Source organism: Mesorhizobium sp. EU05-FHT14A09 (assembly GCF_058790995.1).
The window spans coordinates 1,293,023-1,312,126 of the sequence record NZ_JBYTDF010000001.1 but is presented as its reverse complement, the minus strand read 5'-3'; the positions used below and the strand labels follow the sequence as shown (position 1 = coordinate 1,312,126).

Below are 19,104 nucleotides of genomic sequence, written 5' to 3'. Positions count from 1 at the left end.
ACCCGCAAAGTGGCCACCTGACTGCACCTGGCCCACCACCCAGTTGCCTCTCACCGCTTGACCTCGCGAGCACAACAGCACTTCGTATGTGTTGAAGATCGGGGATGCTTCGATGACGGTCGTCGTTACCACCAGAAACGATATCAATCTTGAGACCGTGTTGCGCGTTGCCTGGCAGAACAAGCCCGTCACGCTGAGCGAAACCGCCCTTTCGGAAATCAGCCGCTGCCGGACCGCCTTCTTAAACCTGATCGACAAAGACCCGTCGCTCGTCATCTACGGCGTGACGACGGCGATGGGCGAGCTTGCCCACACGCGTTTGTCGGTCGAGGAACGCGAACGCCATGCGCGCATCAAGGCCTTCGCCGCCGCCACTTCGTTTGGCGACCCCTTCCCTGAACGCGTCGTGCGCGCAATGGTGTTTGCGCGGCTGGCGAACTTCGTCGAGGGCCACGCGGCCACCACCACCCGCATTGCGCTCTCGGTGGCGGAGATGCTCGATGGCCGGCCGTTGCCCGCAGTTGCCTCTTCCGGACAGGGCGGAGCCGGGGAAATCCTCGCCCTCTATCCGCTGTTTGCCGAACTGACCTCGCGCTTCGATCTTGAGGTCAAGGAACGAGGTTCGCTGATCAACGGCTCGCCATGCGCTGCGGCCCTTGTTGCCGACAGCGCGCTCGCCGCGAGACGGCGCGTAAGGCGGGTCGAGCAGGTCTTTGCGCTTTCAATCGAAGCGTTCCGGGCACCGCTGGAACACTATGATGCAGCGCTTGAGACACTGTGGGGTGACGAGCACGAGGCGGCCGCCCTGCGTGGTCTGCGCGCGCTTCTTGAGGGCGGCACAAACGAACGGCGCAACTACCAGGCACCGGTGAGCTTCCGCATCGTGCCACGCGTGCTCGGACAGGCTCACCGCGCCCTGGCAGCAGCCGAGCGCGCGGCAACGATCTCGCTCCGCTCGGCTTCCGACAACCCCGTCTTCATTCCACCGGATGACCAGCATCCTTACGGTCGTTGCATCAGCACCGGCGGGTATCATAACGCAATGGCCGCGCCCGCACTGGACGATCTGGCGGCAATCTGGGCAGATCTTTGCCTGCTGTGCGACCGTCACGGTTCGAAACTGCTCAACGGCGCAGTCTCGCATCTGCCCGATCTGCTGATGGTCGACCGGGATCCCAGCGACAGCGACGGCCACGGCGCTCTCGGCTACGTGCCGATGGCTTCGACCGGGTATCTCGAACAGGCAAAGCTGGCCGCGCAGACCACTTTCATCCCTGGAACCGAATCCGCCGGCGCAGGTCAGGACGACGTCGCAACAACGGCCTTCATCGCGTGGACAAAAGAGGAAAGAGCCGGTCGATACCTTGACGCCTGCCTGGCGGCTCTTTCAGCCGTTGCCTCGCAGGCCTTCTACGCCACGAGGCGAAACGCACCGCCCCAGCTTGCCGGCTTTATGGAGGAAGTCCGTTCCATCGTGCCGCCGGTCGAAGCGGACAGAGTGCTGGGGCCGGAACTGGAGCGGCTCGCGCGGCACTTCACCGCGCAAACATTCAAGCCATAGGTTCAGCGAGGTGGAACCGATCAGATCGGCAGCATCTCCGATTGATCACCGCGCTTACGCGGCCGCATCATGTCCTTGGCCATGATGCCGCTGGTTCGGCAGAAAGCCGAGAAGGCGCGGCACGCCTCTTCCGACGTCGAGACGCCGACGCTGGCGCCGAAACAGGCGTTGAAGGCAGCCTGGTAGAGTTTGCCTTGCTTGCCCGTCGGCCACTCGGACAAGAAGTCCATTGCCTGTTCCACGCCGTAAATCTCCTCGACCGGCTGGTCAGGAGCAGGGACAATGCGAACAGGTATGGCAAACTGCAATTCGCGCATGGCAACGCCTCTCAAACAGCCTCCACCCGGGGCGTGAACGTCTTTTCTGGGTGGAAGTTCCTTGCCGCAGGCTTTTATGGTGAATTGTGGCAAGAGCGCGACCACTGGTTGCATATCGGCAACACAAACCGCCTGAACGGCTTGCTGATGGCCACCATCCACATGAATGGAACAAACGTCCGGTTGCAGCGCAGATCAGGCAGGGGCGAAGCGCGGCTTGCAGTTTCGCGTCGGCGCTTCCGTAACCCGCCTGTAGAGCGCACCCCAATCCGACAAGGGTTCGACCTTTGCCCAGTTGGGTGAGGCATCCAGCACCGCGAAGTCCGAAGCACCGGCAACCAGATAGCCGCTTGTCACCTGGCAATCGAGCTCATCGCGCCGCAGCTCGAACATCTTGCGATGGCCGTAGACCAGAATGTTCTCGTTCATATGGTCGCGGTCCCAGACCACCGGCATCGGCCCCGGCGGCAGGCTTTTCATCACCCCGGAAAAAGCTTCGACATCGGCGCGCAGCTGGCGTTGGCCACTCGTGCGCCCATCGGTGACGACAATCTGAACAAGCTGCACGATAACGGCGATGGTCAGTCCGGCACCGATGATGAAATGCGCGACATAGAAGCGTCGCCAATTCATCGACACCCACAGGCCGGCCATCACCGCCAGCGGCCAGGTTGCGGGCATGGAATAGCGTGTTCGCCCGATCGGCAGGATGGTCGTCAGAACACCCAGCGGCACGGCAGCCAGAAGCAGCGCGTCGACAACCCACCGCCGCTCCTGCGGCAGGTCGGAGCGCGTGAAAACCAGGGCAACGGCGGCAGGCAGGAATGGCAGTTGGTAAAGGACCGCCAGAGGCAGGTCGCTGAGGTGCAGCAATCGCGTCAGACGGTTGTCTCCGCCGACCTCGCCTCCGAGTCGCATTTCGCCGACCCAATGTGCGGCACCAGCATCCGGCCGGTTCGACCATGCCCAGGCCAGCATCGGCAGATGGGCGAACAGAATGACGACGACGGCGACAAGAGCGTCGCGCGGCTTTCGCTCAAGAAGCGGGACGACAATCATCGGAAGTGCGGCAAATGCGACCGGGATCGGGCCTTTTGTCATCGCCGCGCCGGCAAGCAGGACTGCAATGCCGAGCCACAGCGCCAGCCCGAAATGCTGGCGCGCCCGCGCGTGCAACCACAAAGCCAGTGCCATGCCGCACAGCGCGGTTACGGTGACATCCGTCTCGCCGATACGCGCCTTCAGCAGGATCTGTACCGAACACAAAAAGGCCAACCCGGCCGTCAGCGCCGCCACCTTTCGATCGCGCGGCGCAAGAACGAGGGCTGCGGCACTGGCGGAGAGCGCGCCGGCCAAAGCAGCAATCACGCCCGGCAGGCGGATGGATACTTCATCGAGGACACCACGCAGCGAAGCCACTGCCGCCATCAGCCAGGGGGTGAAGGGCGGCTTGTTGACGTAAGGGGTGCCGATGAACTTCAGGTGCCACCAGGCACCGCCGTCCAGCATCTCCAGAACCTGGAGGGCACGGCGACCTTCCTCGAAACGCAATGGGCGCAAACCGAGATAGGGTAAATAAAGCAGCAGTCCGGCGCCAAGCACGAACAGGAGCCAATATCTGGCCCAGCCTTCCAGCATATTGATCTGCCATTGCGCCGGAGATGCGCGCCAGCCTGACCAACCTCGAAATTGCCTGAAGATACCCGACACGGAATACCGTCCCGTCTAGATGTCCTGTCTCCCCCAGCCCTGGGCCTCTAGCATGCCCAGATGCGGCCTGTCTCGCACCCTGAGCAATGCAAAGGTTGAAGAACGACACCATCGATGTCACATGATATCCTGCTCGAAACGAACCGCTCCCGGATATTCATGGTTACCTATCTCGACGCCGAAACGGCCCCCCTGCGCAACACCGGCCAGATCAGGCTCTACAACGAGGAGAGCTTCGCCGGCATGCGCAAGGCCTGCCTCCTGACCGCGCAGTGCCTGGATGCGCTGGTCGACATCGTCAAGCCTGGTGTCACCACCAACACGATCGACCGTTTCGTCTTCGAGTTCGGCATGGATCACGGCGCACTGCCGGCCACGCTCAACTATCGCGGCTACACGAAGTCGTCCTGCACCTCCATCAACCACGTCGTCTGCCACGGCATTCCTGACGACAAACCGCTGCGCGATGGCGACATCGTCAACATCGACGTCACGTACATCCTGGACGGCTGGCACGGTGATTCCAGCCGCATGTATCCGGTCGGTGCCGTCAAGCGCGCAGCCGAAAGGCTGATGGAAGTGACGCATGAATGCCTGATGCGTGGCCTCTCCGTCATCCGGCCCGGCGTGCGCACTGGCGCCATCGGCCAGGCCATCCAGGTCTATGCCGAAGGCGAACGCTGCTCCGTCGTGCGCGACTTCTGTGGTCATGGCGTCGGCCGTCTGTTCCACGACGCGCCGAACATCCTGCACTACGGCCACGCCAATGAAGGGGTGGAAATGCGCCCGGGCATGATCTTCACCGTGGAGCCGATGATCAATCTCGGCCGGCCGCATGTGAAGGTTCTTTCCGACGGCTGGACGGCGGTCACCCGTGACCGTTCGCTGTCAGCCCAATACGAACACACGATCGGCGTCACCTCGACTGGCTGCGAGATTTTCACGCTGTCGCCGAAAGGCCTCGACCGGCCGGGCCTGCCGCCGCTGTAAGCTGGAACTGGGTCAAGCTTCCCCTGCTCTCATACCGAAGACGCGTTCAAGGCAGAGATGCGTGACGAGCAAGGGGAAAAACAACGCCAGTTGCCGGCCTGAGAGCGGTATCACCGCTTGGGGAAACAAGCATGGATACAGTCTGGCTTCAGGATTTCCTTGCCGTGATACGCGAGGGCGGATTTTCTCGCGCCGCGGAGCGACGGGCCATCAGCCAGCCTGCCTTCAGCAGGAGAATCAAGTGCCTCGAGGAATGGGTCGGCACGCCCCTTTTTGATCGAAGCTCTCATTCGATCGAACTCACCAATGCTGGCGAACGCCTCAAGCCATTCGCTGAAGAAATCCTCCGACAACTCGAGACGGCACGCCGTGATGCGATGAGCGCTGCTCAAACGGCGACGGAAACTCTGGTTTTCGCATCAACCCACGCCCTGTCGTTGACCTTCTTCCCGCCGTGGCTGCGCCGCCTGGAAAGTGACGAGCCCCTGATGGCTTCCGTCCAGTTGATCGCGGATTCAATGATGCGCTGTGAACAGCTCATGATCGAGGGGCGGAGCCAGTTCCTTCTGTGTCATCACCATAGCGCAGCATTCAACAGGCTGACAGGCGATCGATTTCGGTCCGTACCGCTAGGCACGGACATCCTCGTACCGGTTGCCGCACCGTCCCTTGCGTCGACTGAACTCATGCAGGATGGGCCTTATCTCGCTTATTCTGCGGAATCCGGCATGGGCCGCATTTTGAATGCGGCCTGGGAACAGAGCGGCAGGAGCCCGCCGCCGGAACCCGTCTTTTCCTCGCATCTTGCAACGATGCTGGTCGCGATGGCTCGCGATGGGCGCGGACTGGCATGGTCGCCCCTCAGCCTGGTTGCCGAGGATATCGCTTCGGGGCGTCTGGTGAAAATCGGCCTGCCGGAGGACGAGGTCTCCATAGACATCCATCTTTTTCGGGCCAAGGCGCGGCAGACCCAGACAGCGGAACGGTTCTGGCAGCGCTTGCTTCGCGACCGGGATCAGGTTGCGAAGAACGAAAACAGCTCTTCCGTCACCAGAGCAGGGCATTCCTCCTGAAGGTTGTGGCCACAATCCAGCGCCCGCCCCCTGACGTTCAGCGCCTTCTCCCGCCAGGTCTGTTCGACATCATAAAGCGTACCGACCGTTCCACGCGCGCCCCACATGGCAAGCAGAGGCACGGCAATGCGTTTGTCGTCATCCTCGGCGTCATGGACAAGATCTATGCTGGCCGCTGCTCGGTAATCTTCGCAAACGGCGTGCTGTGTCATCGGGTCACGATAACAGCGTAGATATTCCGCCATGACCTCGGGCTCGGTTGCATGCACAGCGCCGTTTTGCCGGCCAAGATGTGCCTGGAGAAAATACTCCGGATCGGCACCGATCAGCCGCTCCGGCAGCGGGTAAGGCTGGATGAGGAAAAACCACCAGAAGTAGCGTGTGGCAAATTCCCGATTGGTATGCGCATACATCGTCGCGGTCGGTGCGATGTCCAGCACAGCCAGCCTGACGATGGCATCGGGATGATCGAGCGCCATGCGGTGGGCGACGCGTCCACCCCGATCATGTCCCGCCATGACAAAACGCTCGAACCCCAATGCCCGCATCAGTTCGACCTGATCTTTGGCCATCGCGCGCTTTGAGTAGTTGGCATGACCATCGCCACCCGACGGCTTGCTGCTGTCGCCATATCCGCGCAGATCGGCTGCGATAACCGTAAAGTGTCGGGCAAGTGCGGGAGCGATCTTTCGCCAGGTGACATGCGTCTGCGGATGGCCATGGAGAAGCAGAAGCGGCGGCCCCTCACCCGCGATTGCAAAACGCAGTCTGGTTTGCGTCGTGGAGGTGAAATCGAACAGATCGAAGCCTTCCAGGAATGCCGATGATCCGATCGACCTCAGTGATCCATCGGCGATCAGTTCGCGTCCAGCCATGGATTGTCCCGCAGATGCTTGCGCTCGAAGGCGCGGATTTCATCACTCAATTCCAAAGTCTGGCCAACAGCATCGAGCCCCTTGAGCAAGGCGTTCTTGCGTATCGCCTCGATCTTGAAACCGATCTCCATATCCCGGCCGGTGATGGTCTGGCTGTCCAGATCGATGGCGAGCACATTGTCTTCGGGCGACGCGGCGCGGTCCTGCAGACGCTTGACGTCAGGCTCGCCAAGCTCAATTGCAAGCAGGCCGTTGCGGGCGCAGTTATCGAAGAAAATGCCCGCGAAACTCTCCGCGACGATGGCGCGGATGCCATATTGCATAAGCCCCCAGACAGCATGTTCCCGACTGGACCCACAGCCAAAATTGGCCCCAGCGATCAAAAAGGCAGCATCCCGCCATTGGGGGCGGTTAAGAATGAATTCCGGGCGAGGCCTGCCCTGCTCGTCGAAACGAAGATGATAGAACAGACCGAGGTCGAGACCACCGCGGTCTATCCCTTTCAGAAACTGCTTGGGCATGATGACATCGGTATCGATGTTGCTGGCCGCGAGCGGCACCGCAACACCTTCCACCCTGACAAAAGCTTCCATCTCTAGCGATCACCCGTGATTTGACGAACATCCGCCAGGCGACCAGCCACGGCCGATGCCGCCACCATTGCCGGGCTCATCAGATGCGTGCGTCCGCCTGCGCCCTGACGATCCTCGAAGTTTCGATTGGTGCTGGACGCACACCGCTCTGCCCGCGCGAGGATGTCGTCGTTCATGGCCAGGCACATCGAGCAACCCGATTGCCGCCATTCAAAGCCAGCCGAGGTGAAAATGCGATCCAGGCCTTCGGCTTCCGCCTGGCGCCTCACCGACATGGAGCCGGGAACAACGATCGCCCTCACCCCCGGCGCGATTTGCCGCCCTTCGAGAATTCGCGCCGCGTCGCGCAGATCTTCGATGCGCGCATTGGTGCAGGAGCCGATGAACGCTGCCTGGATCTCGATCGAATCCACAGGCTGGCCGGGTCTGAGGTCCATGTAGGCCAAAGCGCGCTCGATGGCTTGCCGGCGTACGGGATCCGGCTGCTGACGGGGGTCTGGTATGCGCTCGGTGATCTTGACTGCCTGATCCGGGCTCGTCCCCCAGGTTACCATGGGGGCGATTTCGCCAGCGGTCAGAACGACTTCGCTGTCGAAAGCCGCATCCTGATCCGTTTGCAAGGATGTCCAGCTATCGACTGCCAGTCGCCAAAGCTCGCCCTTGGGAGCCCGAGGCGTTTGCGAGAGATAGTCCATGACCTTTTCGTCGGGCGCGATCAGCGCACCGCGTGCACCGCACTCGACAGCCATGTTGCACAATGTCATGCGCGCCTCGATACTGAGCGCACGGATGCCGCCCCCCTGAAACTCGATCGCATAACCTGTCGCGCCCGAAGCACCGATCTTCTCGATCAACGCCATGACGACATCCTTCGAGCGCACGCCTGGCGGCAGATGCCCCTCCAGCGTGACACGCATCGATGCGAGCCTTTTGTAGATCAGCGTCTGCGTTGCGAGGTAGTGTTCGATATCGGATGTGCCGATGCCAAAGCCGAGGGAACCAAACGCGCCATAAGTGGTGGTGTGGCTGTCACCTGCAGCAATCACCATACCTGGCAACACCAGGCCTATCTCCGGCATCACCACATGCTCGATGCCTTGCATGGCATGCTTCATGTCGAAAATCTCGATGCCGAAATCGCGACAGTTCTCGGCGAAGTATGCGGTCTGTTTTGCGGCATCTTCCGGCATGGCAATGCGTCCGACGACGGTCGGATTGACGTGATCGACAACGCCGAGAGCCGCGCCAGGGCGCCAGACGGAACGCTTGGCCAAACGCAGAGCGGTGAAAGCCTGCGGCGATGTGTATTCGTTCAGGACGGTGCGATCGACATAGAGCACGACCTGCCGACCCTGTTCGTCGAGCTTTCTCACCGTGTGACGATCGACGAGTTTATCGTAAAGCGTTCGAGCCCTGCCCACTGCCTCAACCTCCGGCCTGTGACAGAAAGGTTAGCGTCGGCGAACGCGAGCGGTCCCATGCAAAACTTGCATCGATTGATCGGTAAATCCTGCTGGCCGTCGAGCCTGCCGAATTACTAGGGTGGCTTTGCCGGTCAGCCGATGTGCTGTCGGCCAATGAGCGCAAAAAGCGGCATCGTTGTCGACGGTCCATCGGCGGCATTCAGCAAGAGAAGCCGAGACGCGAACAACGCAGGGGAAACTTTCGTCTGTCGAGCAAGGTCTTGCCGGGCGAACGCAGCAACGACCGGGGGAGACAAACATGCATCGGATTGCGGGCTTCCTTGGCGGCCATGTCATCTACGCTGATCGGAATGCGATCGAACGCAGCCGGTATTGCGGGGAATGATGCTGGCTTCCTTAACCACCTTCCCGTCATTGGCCGTGGAAGAAGCAACTTCCATCCGCCGTCACCTGCACAGCAGACCCGAACTGAAATTCGAGGAAAGGGAAACGTCCGACCTTGTCGCCAGTTTCCTCGTCCGGCATGGCTACGAGACCAAGCAGGGTATTGCGGACACTGGCGTGATTGGCGTTCTCGATACCGGACGGCCAGGTCCAACCCTCTGTTTTCGCGCCGACATGGACGGCCTGCCGATCCAGGAAGAGACCGGTCTGAGCTACGCTTCCACCGTGCCGGGCAAGATGCATGCGTGCGGCCATGACGGACATACGGCTTCGCTGCTGCTTGCGGCGGCGAAGCTTGCTGCGGAAAGCGAACAACTGGGCGGGCGCATCAAACTCCTGTTTCAGCCCGCCGAGGAAGGCGGCACAGGCGCTGCTCGCATGATCGAGGAAGGCGCACTCGCGGGGGTCGACGCCATTTACGGCTTCCACAACCGCCCAGGCTATCGGCTAGGCCGGGTTTTCGCCAAGGCAGGCCCGGCCATGGGCGGCACGTCGGTCTACGATGTCACCATCATAGGCAATGGCGGCCACTCTTCCCGCCCCGATCTGGCGGTCGACCCGATATTCGTGGGCGCAAGCCTGATCCATTCCATGCAAAGCGTGGTGTCGAGACGCCTTTCTCCACTGGAATCGGGAGTGGTCAGCGTCACGCAGTTCCATGGCGGCAACGCCCATAACGTCATTCCGGGCCGCGCTTCCATGACGATCAACACCCGCGATGCCAGTCCCGAAACCGGCGCACTGATAGACCGCGAACTCCGCCGTTTGATCACAAGCATCTGCCACGCCCACGGCGCCGAGGTAGAGTTGACGCGTATCCTGCGCATTCCACCCGTCGTCAATCATGACGCCGAAACCGAGTTCACCGTGGCTGTCGCTGCCGATGTCGTCGGTCCAGACAATGCGGGATATGTCCACCAGCTTCCCACTATGGGGGCCGAAGACTTCGCCTTCTACCTCGAGAAGGTTCCCGGCTGCTTCTTCTTCGTCGGCAATGGCGAAGACAGCGCCTATCTCCACCATCCCCTCTACGATTTCAAAGACGACATTCTACCGGTCGCCGCAGGCATGTTCGCAGGAATTGCCCATCGGCGCCTCGGCCTTGGTGCCCGTTCCCGGGACGGATGACTGCACCTTCGTGCATAGGGTCAGCAAAGTTCCCTTCGCGGGCGCACCAGCCAATCCAATGGAGGATCTCTCACGTGTCGGTTCTTGAGCCACAAGACTATTTCCGACTGCGTCTGCCGTCAGACCCGCAGATTTCACCAGATGGGCGCTATGTTGCCTATGTGCGCGACCGACCGGATGTCCTCCGCGATGACTGGGCTTCGGACGTGCAGATCATCGAACGCACGTCCGGCCAGGCTCGGGATCTTGGCCATGGGTTCCAGCCACGCTGGTCGCCGGAATCGGACCGCCTCGCCTTTGTGAACGCCGGCGACGAAACGAATGAAATCCGCCTGTGGTCCGCAGCAACCGACGAAACCACGGCGATCGCCAACCTGTCGTCGACACCCGAAGGCCTGGCCTGGTCTCCCGATGGTCGAACAATCGCCTTTGTCATGCGGGCGCAACTGCTACGGCCTGACCAGCCGAACAGCCAGGCGGCACCGGCCTGGCATGCACTTCGTACGGAACACTGGGCGCGGCCCGGTCAATACACGGAAAAGCTGCTGCGTCGGATAGAGGGCGTGGATGCCGAACTGCTGCCCGAAGGGCACCACCAGATATTCCTGCTCGATGTCGCGACGGCCACGATCCGGCAGCTGACCTTCGATCCGTTCGAACATGGTGGCCCGCTGGCGTTGATCACAAAACTGAAGCTTGCCGGGCACATCTCCTGGTCTCCGGACAGCCGCAGCCTGCTGATGTCGATGCTGCGCGACCCGACGCCACCTGGCCCCGTCGACCCGGTTCACGCCGTGGCGGCGGATGTCTACAGCTTTTCCATTGCGGATGGGACCGTCACCCGCCTGACCCGTTTCGGCGGAACGATTGCTCATGCATCTGTCTCACCCGATGGCGAATGGATCGCGTTCGTCGGTTCGCGTGGCCCACAGAAGAGCTTCCGCACGAATGTCGTCCATGTCATGAGCCGGTCGGGCGACAATCTCCGCACATTGAACCATCCCGACGAACTGGAAGTCCATCAGGAACTGCTTTGGCTGCCCGACAGTTCGGGATTGCTTGCCCTCGTCCCACACGAAGGCACCGGAACCCTGCAGAAGGTCGACCTCGAAGGGCAATGGACGGTCCTGTCGCGAGAGGTCGGAGGCTCGGCGGCATCTGGATATGTGCTGTGGAGCAAGTTCGTTTCGGTCTCACGCGAGGGCGAGATCGCGATATTGCGCGGCAGTTCGACACGGACAGACGAAGTCGCAATCCTGTCCCCTGACGGCACACGATGCCAGGAGGTGACGCGTGAAAGCGACTGGATGGCGGACATAACCGTCGCGCCGATCGAGCCGATGTGGCTGGCAACCAGGCAACCCATGCAAGCCTGGCTTGTCCGGCCGGCCGACGCTCCCGCCGACAAGCCGCTCCCTCTGCTCCTGTGGCTTCATGGCGGCCCCTATCTGAGCTGGGGGCCACATTTCGCGGCCATACCGCAGCTATGGGCGGCGCGCGGCTACGCCGTGCTGATGATGAACCCTCGCGGATCGCTCGGCTATGGTGAAACCTTCACCGATCATCTGGAGCACGATTTCCCTGGAGCCGACGATCTGATGATCGCCGATGCCGTCGACCTGGTGGTCAAGCGTGGCGGCATCGACCCCGAACGCGTCTATGTCGCGGGAGAATCCGCGGGGGGCGTGCTGACGGCATGGCTTATCGGCCACACCCATCGCTTCGCGGCAGCGGCCGTCGTCTATGGGGTCGTCGACTGGGTCAGCCAGACGCTGCTCCAGGATCGACCGGACTACTTCGCCTATCGCTGGCGCTCGGGGCCGCCCTGGGATGCAGGCAAGCAGGAAGTGTACTGGCGCCATTCGCCGCTGGCCCTGGTCGGCAACGTCCGCACACCGACGATCGTCCTGTGCGGCGAACGCGACTGGCGCACACCGATCACGCAATCAGAAATGTACTTCACCGCATTGAAGATGTGCGGTGTCGAAGCCGCGCTGGTCAGCTATCCCGACAACAATCACGGGCTCGAGCGCCATCCCAGCCAATATCTCGATTTCGCCGAGCGGATCGGAGATTGGTTCGAGCGATATGCACAGGTGACCCTGGCCAAGTCGGCATGATCACGGTCTCGACCGAGAGAGCCGCGGGAGGAAGCCGCTCTCTCGATTGCGGCGTTTAACAACAAGGCCAAGCCGGGCCTGCGGCAATGCCGCGGGATCGGTTCAAACAGAGCCGTCAAAAAGGGGAACAAGCCATGTCGCTCGATCATCTGGATCCACAAGAATTCCTGGAGTTGACCTATGCCCGCGCACGGCAGAGCGTGCTGAGCCGCCGAGCGGTACTCGGCGGCTTCGCCGCGCTGGCTGCGGCAATGGTTCTGCCGGACGGCGCAGCGTTCGCCGAGGGTCGCGGTGGAACGTTGCGCATCGGTCGTGATCAGGAACCGGACAGCCTGGATCCACAAAAGACGCTCGTCGCCGTCTCGGACCAGACCAACAACTGGATCTATGAGCCGCTGGCACGTCTCGACACCGACGGAAATGTCGTGCCCGGGCTGGCCGAACGGTGGGACGTAACGGACAATAACAAGACCATCGTATTCCACCTGCGCGATGGTGTGACGTTCCACGACGGCAGCCCTGTCGACGCCGAAGCCTGCGTGTGGACCACACAACGGATCATGGACCCGGCAACGGCATCGCCATCAGCCTATCTGCTTGGCCCGTTCGACAAGGCCGAGGTGATCGACCGGTTGACCGTCGCCTACCGGTTCAAGGAACCTTTCGTGCCGCTGTGGATCGGCCTGTCGAGCCCGGCGGCCGCGATCCTGCCGCGCAAATCGATCGAAGCGCTTGGCGATCAGTTCGGCCGCAATCCCGTCGGCTGCGGGCCCTTCCGTTTCGCGGGCTGGGCGCCCGATACCGGCATCAAGCTGGTGCGGTTCGACGACTACAAATGCGGCCCGGTGGGGGCACCGGACGAAGTGCAATTCCTGTACTTCCCGGAGGATTCGACCCGCATCGCGGCCCTGGAAACGGGTGAGATCGATGTGCTGGCCACCGGCCAGGCCGTACCCGTCGACGCTGTCCGCCGGCTGCGCCAGAATACCGAAATCCAGCTTCTGTCGCGAGCGAGGCAAGGGTTGCGCGCGCTCGTCTTCAACATGAGCAAGCCGCCGTTCGACGACATTCGCATGCGCCAGGCCGTTAGCCACGCAATCGATCGCGAAAAGGTGCTGGCTTTCGCCCTCGACGGCAACGGGCAGATTGCGCACGGCCCCCTGCCCACGACCATCCCAGGCTACTCAAAGGCAGTCGAGACACTGGACTATGCCTACGATCCGGCCAAGGCCAAGGCGCTGCTGGCCGAAGCTGGCCAGCAGGCAGGACTGAAGCTGCGCATGATCACCTCCGATATGCCGCCAGTCCGCCGGACGGCCGAGATCGTGCAGACCGAATTGCGCGATATCGGGATCGAGCTTGAGATCCAGTCACTTCCGGTTGCCGAATGGGCTTCGCTGTCCAGCAAGGGCGAGCACCACATCTTCTTCATGGCATACGAATACAATGATGCCGATATCCTCTACGCGGCGCTGCACAGCCAAGGGTCATACAACCGCAGCTTCCACAAGGACCCGGCGCTGGACAGGCTGCTCGAGGCGCAACGGGTGGCGTTCGATCCAGCCGGGCGCCAGACGCTTCTGGACGACGCACAGGCGCTGATCATGCGCCAGGCCTATTGGGCTCCCCTGTTCGAACCATTGAACTTCGCCGCCCTGTCGTCCGCAGTCAGGGACGCAGCCTTGCGCAGCGACGGCGACATCTCCGTCAGCAGCGCCTGGATCGAGAGCTGAGGAACGGCTGGTGCTGCCCCTCATCATCAAGCGGATCGGCTACGCTTTGATCATCATTGCGGGCATCGCCTTTGTGGTGTCGGCGATGACCAAGCTGGTGCCGGGCGACCCGGTCGACGTGATGGCGGCGGGTAATCCCGGCATGACCGAGGCCGACAAGGCACGGCTGCGCAACCAACTCGGTCTCGACCGGTCGATGATGGATCAATACGTCTCCTATCTTGGCAATGCGTTGCAGGGCGACCTGGGCATCTCGCTGCGCCAGCGCGTCCCCACAGCGCAGCTGATCCTGGAGCGGCTGCCGGCAACGGCAGAGCTGACGCTGTGGTCAATGGTGCTGGCGTTGCTGGTCGCGGTCCCGATCGGCGTGGTGACCGCGCTTCGCCGGGATAGCCCGGTCGATACGGCTGGCACCGTCGTCGCCGTCCTCGGCGTCTCCACTCCATCCTTCCTGCTTGGTGTCCTGCTGATCCTCCTGTTTTCAGTGCAGCTCGGCTGGCTGCCGGCCTCCGGCTACAAGGGATCGGTGATCGCCGCGCTACCAAGGGCAATCGTCGAGGGTCGCTTCGACATCCTGTGGCAGAAGGCACGCTACTTCCTCCTGCCCTCGGTCTCGCTGGCCTTCGGCCTGATGGCGGTGAATGCCCGACTGATCCGCTCGGCGATGATCGAGACGATCCGACAGGACTATGTCCAGTTCGCCCGCGCCAAAGGGGTACCGCCGCGTACGGTAGTGCTGCGGCATGCCTTGCGCAATGCCATCATCCCGGTGATCACGATGATCGGCCTGCAATTGGGCAATTTGCTGTCAGGTGCCATCGTCGCCGAAACAGTATTCGCCTGGCCGGGTATCGGCCGGCTGTCGGTGCAAGCCATCACCACCCGCGACTATCCTTTGGTGCAGGCGACCGTGCTCATCACGGCGGTGCTGTTCGTGGCCATGAACCTCATCGTCGACCTTCTCTACCACGTCATAGACCCACGGATGCGCCATGGCTGACAGCATTTTGCCTCAAGCTGTGGGGACTCAGGCCACGGCAGCCGGGTTGCCGACGGAGTCAGCACCCGACGTCGCAAGGGGACGGTTCCTCAAGGCGCTCCGCCGCAGTCCGAAAGGACTGGCCGGGCTGCTGCTGGTCGGCCTGGTCCTGGCCTGCGCCGCCGCTGCCCCGGTCCTCGCGCCGCACGACCCCGCCCAACAGGTCCTGGGGTGGCGTTTCCTGCCGCCGGCCTGGGCGACGGGCGGCAGCTGGGAGCACATCCTGGGTGGCGACAATCTGGGTCGGGACATCTTCAGCCGGATCCTTGTCGGCGCCCGTACCTCGATAGCGGTCGCTGTCGTCGTCGTCGCACTGGCCGCCACGATCGGTTCCCTGCTTGGTGCCGTGGCCGGCTATGCCGGCGGCATCGTCGACAACATCATCATGCGACTGGCCGATTTCCTGCTCGCCTTTCCCTTCCTGCTTCTCGCCCTGATGATCATGGCGATCCTGGGCCCCGGCTTCTGGACCATGGTGCTGGCGCTGTCGATTGCCCTGTGGGTCAACTACGCCCGCGTGGTGCGGGGCGAGGCGCTGCGCATCGAGAAGATGGAGTTCGTCGAGGCCGCTCGGTCGATCGGCGTGCCGGGCTGGCGCATCGTGCTGGGCCATGTCGTGCCGAACGTGATCCCATCGGTTTTGGTCCTGGCCACGCTGGAGGTGGCGCTGGTGATCATCGCCGAAGCAGCCCTCAGCTTCCTCGGCCTCGGCGTACAACCGCCAACCCCTTCCTGGGGCAAGATGATCTCCGAAGGCCGCGACTTCCTCTACGATGCGCCATGGATGGTGCTAGGCCCCGGCCTCGTGATCCTGATGACTTCGGTGGGCATCAACCTGTTCGGCGACTTCCTGCGCGACTTCATCGATCCGAGGGCAGAACGATGAGCGCACCTCTGCTTCACATCCAGGACCTGCGCGTGGAGTACGCGTCGCCGCGTGGACCGGTTCAGGCGGTTGCCGGCGTATCGCTGACGCTCGACCGTAACCGCATCCTGGGGCTGGTCGGCGAAAGCGGTTGCGGCAAGTCGACAGTCGGCCAGGCGCTGATGGGTTTGATCCAGCCGCCGGGGCGCATCGCTGGCGGAGACATCCGCTTCGAGGACAGAAGCCTGATCGGCCTCCCCGAGCAAGAGATGCGAAAACTGCGTGGCGACCGGCTGTCGATGATCTTCCAGGATCCAACCGCGACCCTTAATCCAGTTCTCACCATCGGCGACCAGATCGCCGAGCTGTTCCGATGGCATCGGCCGCAGATGCGGCGGCGCGAGGTGCAAGCCCGCGTCACAGCGCTTCTCGAACGTGTCGGCATCGTCGATGCGGACAGGCGGCGCCGGGCCTATCCGCACGAATTGTCGGGCGGCATGCGCCAGCGCGTGGTCATCGCCTGTGCTCTCGCGCTGGAGCCGGCCCTCATCGTTGCCGACGAACCGACGACCGCGCTGGATGTCACAGTCCAGGCCCAAATCCTCGACCTCCTCCGCGGTCTGCAGGCCGAGCACGGCACCGCTGTCATCCTCGTCAGCCATGACCTCGGCGTCATCGCCGAGACCTGTGACGACGTCGCCGTGATGTATGCAGGGCGGGTGGTCGAGAGCGGTCCGGCCGAAGAAGTACTGGCACGGCCCCGGCATCCCTATACCGCGGGTCTGATCGCATCGCGTCCATCGATTATCGCGCCAGACCAGGTGGTCAGCCCGATCCCGGGTACGGTTCCCGACCTGGCGCGTCCGCCGGCCGGCTGCCCGTTCCATCCGCGTTGTCGCCACGCCGTCGCAACCTGCCGCGACGCCATTCCCACCTTGTCCCCAATTCGGGAGGAGCCACGCCATGCTGTCGCCTGTCCCCTCGCGGCCTGATCAAGCCCAAGCCGCGGCGCCCGCCGCTCTCATTTCCATCGAGGGACTCGAGAAGCACTATGCCCTGCCCGGCCGTTGGTTCGGCCATGCGGGCGTGATGCGTGCGGTTGATAATGTCAGCTTCGCCATCGGCCATCAGGAAACCTTCGGCCTCGTCGGCGAAAGCGGCAGCGGCAAATCCACGATCGGCCGTATGATCGCCAGGCTGATCCGCCCGACGGCCGGCAGCATCCGCTTCGACGGCAAGGATTGGCTTGCGTTGTCCGGCGACGAATTTCGGCGCGCTCGAAAGCGGGTGCAGATGGTGTTTCAGAGCCCCTATGCATCACTGGATCCGCGCTGGCGTATCGCCGACATCGTCGCCGAACCCCTGCGCACGCATCTCAATCTGTCAGCGGCGGAACTGCGCGACCGGGTGACAGCTCTGCTGCAGGCGGTCGGACTGGATCCGGTCGTCGCCGACCGCCATCCCCACCAATTCTCGGGCGGTCAGCGTCAACGCATCGGCATCGCCCGCGCCATCGCGCTGGAACCTGACCTGCTGGTGGCGGATGAGCCTGTGTCCGCTCTCGATGTCTCGGTACAGGCCCAGATCCTGGCGCTGCTGCAGGACATCAAGGCGCGCCGCCGGCTGTCGATGCTGTTCATCTCGCACGATCTTTCGGTCGTCGCCTATCTGTGCGACCGCGTCGGCGTTCTGTACCGCGGGCGTCTGGTGGAAGTTGCGACGACGCGCGACCTGTTCAACACGCCAGGACATCCCTACACCCGCGCCCTCCTGGCCGCGGTTCCCGGTTCGGGCCAGCGTCGCGAGGCATCAACAACGGCCGGAGGCACCGTTCCGGAGGGCGGCTGCGCTTATGCCAGCCGGTGTGCTCATGCCCGGGACCCATGCCGCACAGCCGTACCGGCACTACGGCCATCCGCATCCAATGCACTGATTGCCTGCCATCGCGCAGGAGAAATCTGAAGAAGCAGCGCCTCGCGCAGCTTTTTCAGGGAGGGGACAGCGCTGGGAACGCTGTCCTCGGCAAAAAGCACGCCCATTTTTCTGAACTTTTCATTGGAGGAGACAATGAACATCAAGAGCCTTTTGCTCGGCTCAGCTGCAGCTTTGCTCGCAGTTTCCAGCACCCGGGCCGCCGACGCTGTCGTCGTCGCAGAGCCGGAACCCGCTGAATACGTCAAGATCTGCGACGTCTACGGCGCCGGTTACTTCTACATCCCGGGCACCGAGACCTGCCTGCGGGTCGGCGGCTACATCCGCTACGATGTCGGGATGGGCGATGTCGGTTCGTACAACGGCGCTCGTGCCAATGACCGTCTCGATAACAAGGAGCAAGGTACCTGGTGGAAGCTCGCCCGCTTCGCGATCAGGACCTGGACCGGCCAGGAGACCGAGCTCGGCACCCTGAAGACCTATACCTCGACCCGCTTCGACTTCGGAAACCCCCAGGACTACGGTTCGAACTCGACAAGCAACGGCTACGCACTGACCTTCGCATGGGTCCAGCTCGGTGGCCTGCGCATCGGCAAGGGTGAAACGGCTTTCGCCAGCTTCATCGATTATGCCGGCAACGTCATCAACGACACGCTGGTTCCTTACAGCGCGCTCGATACCAACCTGATCAGCTACACTTTTGATGCCGGCAACGGTTTTTCGGCGGTGGTCTCGCTGGAACAGGGTGCGGGCAAGTTTTCGAAATGGAAACGCGCCGGCGATACCTGGACCAGCGCCGACAACACCATCGATAGCTATGTGCCCCATATCGTCGGCGGTGTGAAATACACGCAAGGCTGGGGCGGCATTACCGGTGTCGTTGCATACAACAGCAATTTCGAGGAGTGGGCCGGCAAGGTTCGCCTTGACGTGAAGGCGACCGACCAGATCGACCTGTTCATCATGGCCGGCTACGGCACCAATGACCATATCGACCGCAACTTCTACAAGCTGTGGGGCGGCAACTGGGCCGTCTGGGGTGGCGGCACCTACAAGTTCAACGAGAAGACCTCGTTCAACGCGCAGCTTTCCTATGATGACGCCAAGAACCTTGGCGTCGCGGTCAACGTTGCTCACCAACTGGTTCAGGGCTTCACCGTCACTGCCGAGGTTGACTATGTCAACGAAGGCAATTTCGGCACCGCCGACTATACCGGCAGTTGGACCAACGCCAACAAGAAGAACAACCTCGGCGGCCTGCTCCGCTTCCAGCGCGATTTCTAGCATCGTCGCAAACTTC

General features: G+C 62.4%; 16 protein-coding genes. 11 read left to right on the top strand and 5 right to left on the bottom strand.

Going from position 1 to position 19,104, the window contains the following annotated elements; translation table 11 throughout:
- The first annotated feature begins 112 nt into the window (after positions 1–112).
- Positions 113–1,561, top strand: coding sequence for an aromatic amino acid lyase (locus AC3WTO_RS06215; RefSeq protein WP_492459771.1), 1,449 nt, complete (start codon positions 113–115; stop codon positions 1,559–1,561).
- Positions 1,562–1,581: 20 nt separating this feature from the next.
- Here the strand turns inward: AC3WTO_RS06215 and AC3WTO_RS06210 are convergent, their stop codons facing one another.
- Positions 1,582–1,845, bottom strand: a complete 264-nt coding sequence (locus AC3WTO_RS06210) for a DUF982 domain-containing protein (RefSeq protein ID WP_492460052.1) — start codon at positions 1,843–1,845, stop codon at positions 1,582–1,584.
- 228 nt (positions 1,846–2,073) lie between these two features.
- Positions 2,074–3,516, bottom strand: a complete 1,443-nt coding sequence (locus AC3WTO_RS06205; RefSeq protein WP_492459770.1) for an ArnT family glycosyltransferase — start codon at positions 3,514–3,516, stop codon at positions 2,074–2,076.
- A gap of 231 nt (positions 3,517–3,747) precedes the next feature.
- Between AC3WTO_RS06205 and map the strand changes: the two genes are divergently transcribed.
- A complete protein-coding gene (gene map, locus AC3WTO_RS06200) occupies positions 3,748–4,578 on the top strand; it encodes a type I methionyl aminopeptidase (protein WP_492460051.1) in 831 nt (276 codons plus the stop codon).
- A 131-nt stretch (positions 4,579–4,709) separates the two neighbouring features.
- Positions 4,710–5,651 (top strand): LysR family transcriptional regulator, encoded by a 942-nt coding sequence (locus tag AC3WTO_RS06195; protein ID WP_492459769.1) that lies wholly within the window; start codon positions 4,710–4,712, stop codon positions 5,649–5,651.
- On the opposite strand, the gene AC3WTO_RS06190 is transcribed toward AC3WTO_RS06195, so the two are convergent.
- From AC3WTO_RS06190 to leuC, 3 genes are read right to left on the bottom strand one after another with little or no spacing between them, the layout of a single operon-like run.
- Positions 5,594–6,526 (bottom strand): alpha/beta fold hydrolase, encoded by a 933-nt coding sequence (locus AC3WTO_RS06190; protein WP_492459768.1) that lies wholly within the window; start codon positions 6,524–6,526, stop codon positions 5,594–5,596. The genes AC3WTO_RS06195 and AC3WTO_RS06190 overlap by 58 nt on opposite strands.
- Positions 6,508–7,119, bottom strand: a complete 612-nt coding sequence (leuD, locus tag AC3WTO_RS06185) for a 3-isopropylmalate dehydratase small subunit (protein WP_492459766.1) — start codon at positions 7,117–7,119, stop codon at positions 6,508–6,510. The genes AC3WTO_RS06190 and leuD overlap by 19 nt, the downstream gene beginning before the upstream one ends.
- 2 nt (positions 7,120–7,121) lie before the next feature.
- Entirely contained in the window at positions 7,122–8,540 is a 1,419-nt protein-coding gene (gene leuC / locus AC3WTO_RS06180) for a 3-isopropylmalate dehydratase large subunit (protein WP_492459765.1), read from the bottom strand.
- A 387-nt stretch (positions 8,541–8,927) separates the two neighbouring features.
- Between leuC and AC3WTO_RS06175 the strand changes: the two genes are divergently transcribed.
- The 8 genes from AC3WTO_RS06175 (at position 8,928) to AC3WTO_RS06140 (ending at position 19,088) form a co-directional block, all read left to right on the top strand.
- A complete protein-coding gene (locus AC3WTO_RS06175) occupies positions 8,928–10,115 on the top strand; it encodes a M20 metallopeptidase family protein (protein ID WP_492459764.1) in 1,188 nt (395 codons plus the stop codon).
- 74 nt (positions 10,116–10,189) lie between these two features.
- Complete coding sequence (locus AC3WTO_RS06170; protein ID WP_492459763.1) at positions 10,190–12,235, top strand: S9 family peptidase; 2,046 nt, start codon at positions 10,190–10,192, stop codon at positions 12,233–12,235.
- A 134-nt stretch (positions 12,236–12,369) separates the two neighbouring features.
- Positions 12,370–13,968, top strand: a complete 1,599-nt coding sequence (locus AC3WTO_RS06165; protein WP_492459762.1) for an ABC transporter substrate-binding protein — start codon at positions 12,370–12,372, stop codon at positions 13,966–13,968.
- Positions 13,969–13,978: 10 nt separating this feature from the next.
- Positions 13,979–14,968, top strand: coding sequence for an ABC transporter permease (locus AC3WTO_RS06160; protein WP_492459761.1), 990 nt, complete (start codon positions 13,979–13,981; stop codon positions 14,966–14,968).
- Entirely contained in the window at positions 14,961–15,893 is a 933-nt protein-coding gene (locus AC3WTO_RS06155; RefSeq protein ID WP_492459760.1) for an ABC transporter permease, read from the top strand. Before AC3WTO_RS06160 ends, AC3WTO_RS06155 begins: the two co-directional genes overlap by 8 nt.
- Entirely contained in the window at positions 15,890–16,864 is a 975-nt protein-coding gene (locus AC3WTO_RS06150) for an ABC transporter ATP-binding protein (RefSeq protein ID WP_492459759.1), read from the top strand. The genes AC3WTO_RS06155 and AC3WTO_RS06150 overlap by 4 nt, the downstream gene beginning before the upstream one ends.
- Entirely contained in the window at positions 16,836–17,834 is a 999-nt protein-coding gene (locus tag AC3WTO_RS06145) for an ABC transporter ATP-binding protein (protein ID WP_492459758.1), read from the top strand. The genes AC3WTO_RS06150 and AC3WTO_RS06145 overlap by 29 nt, the downstream gene beginning before the upstream one ends.
- Before the next feature lie 105 nt (positions 17,835–17,939).
- Positions 17,940–19,088 (top strand): porin, encoded by a 1,149-nt coding sequence (locus AC3WTO_RS06140; RefSeq protein ID WP_492459757.1) that lies wholly within the window; start codon positions 17,940–17,942, stop codon positions 19,086–19,088.
- Positions 19,089–19,104: the final 16 nt, after the last annotated feature.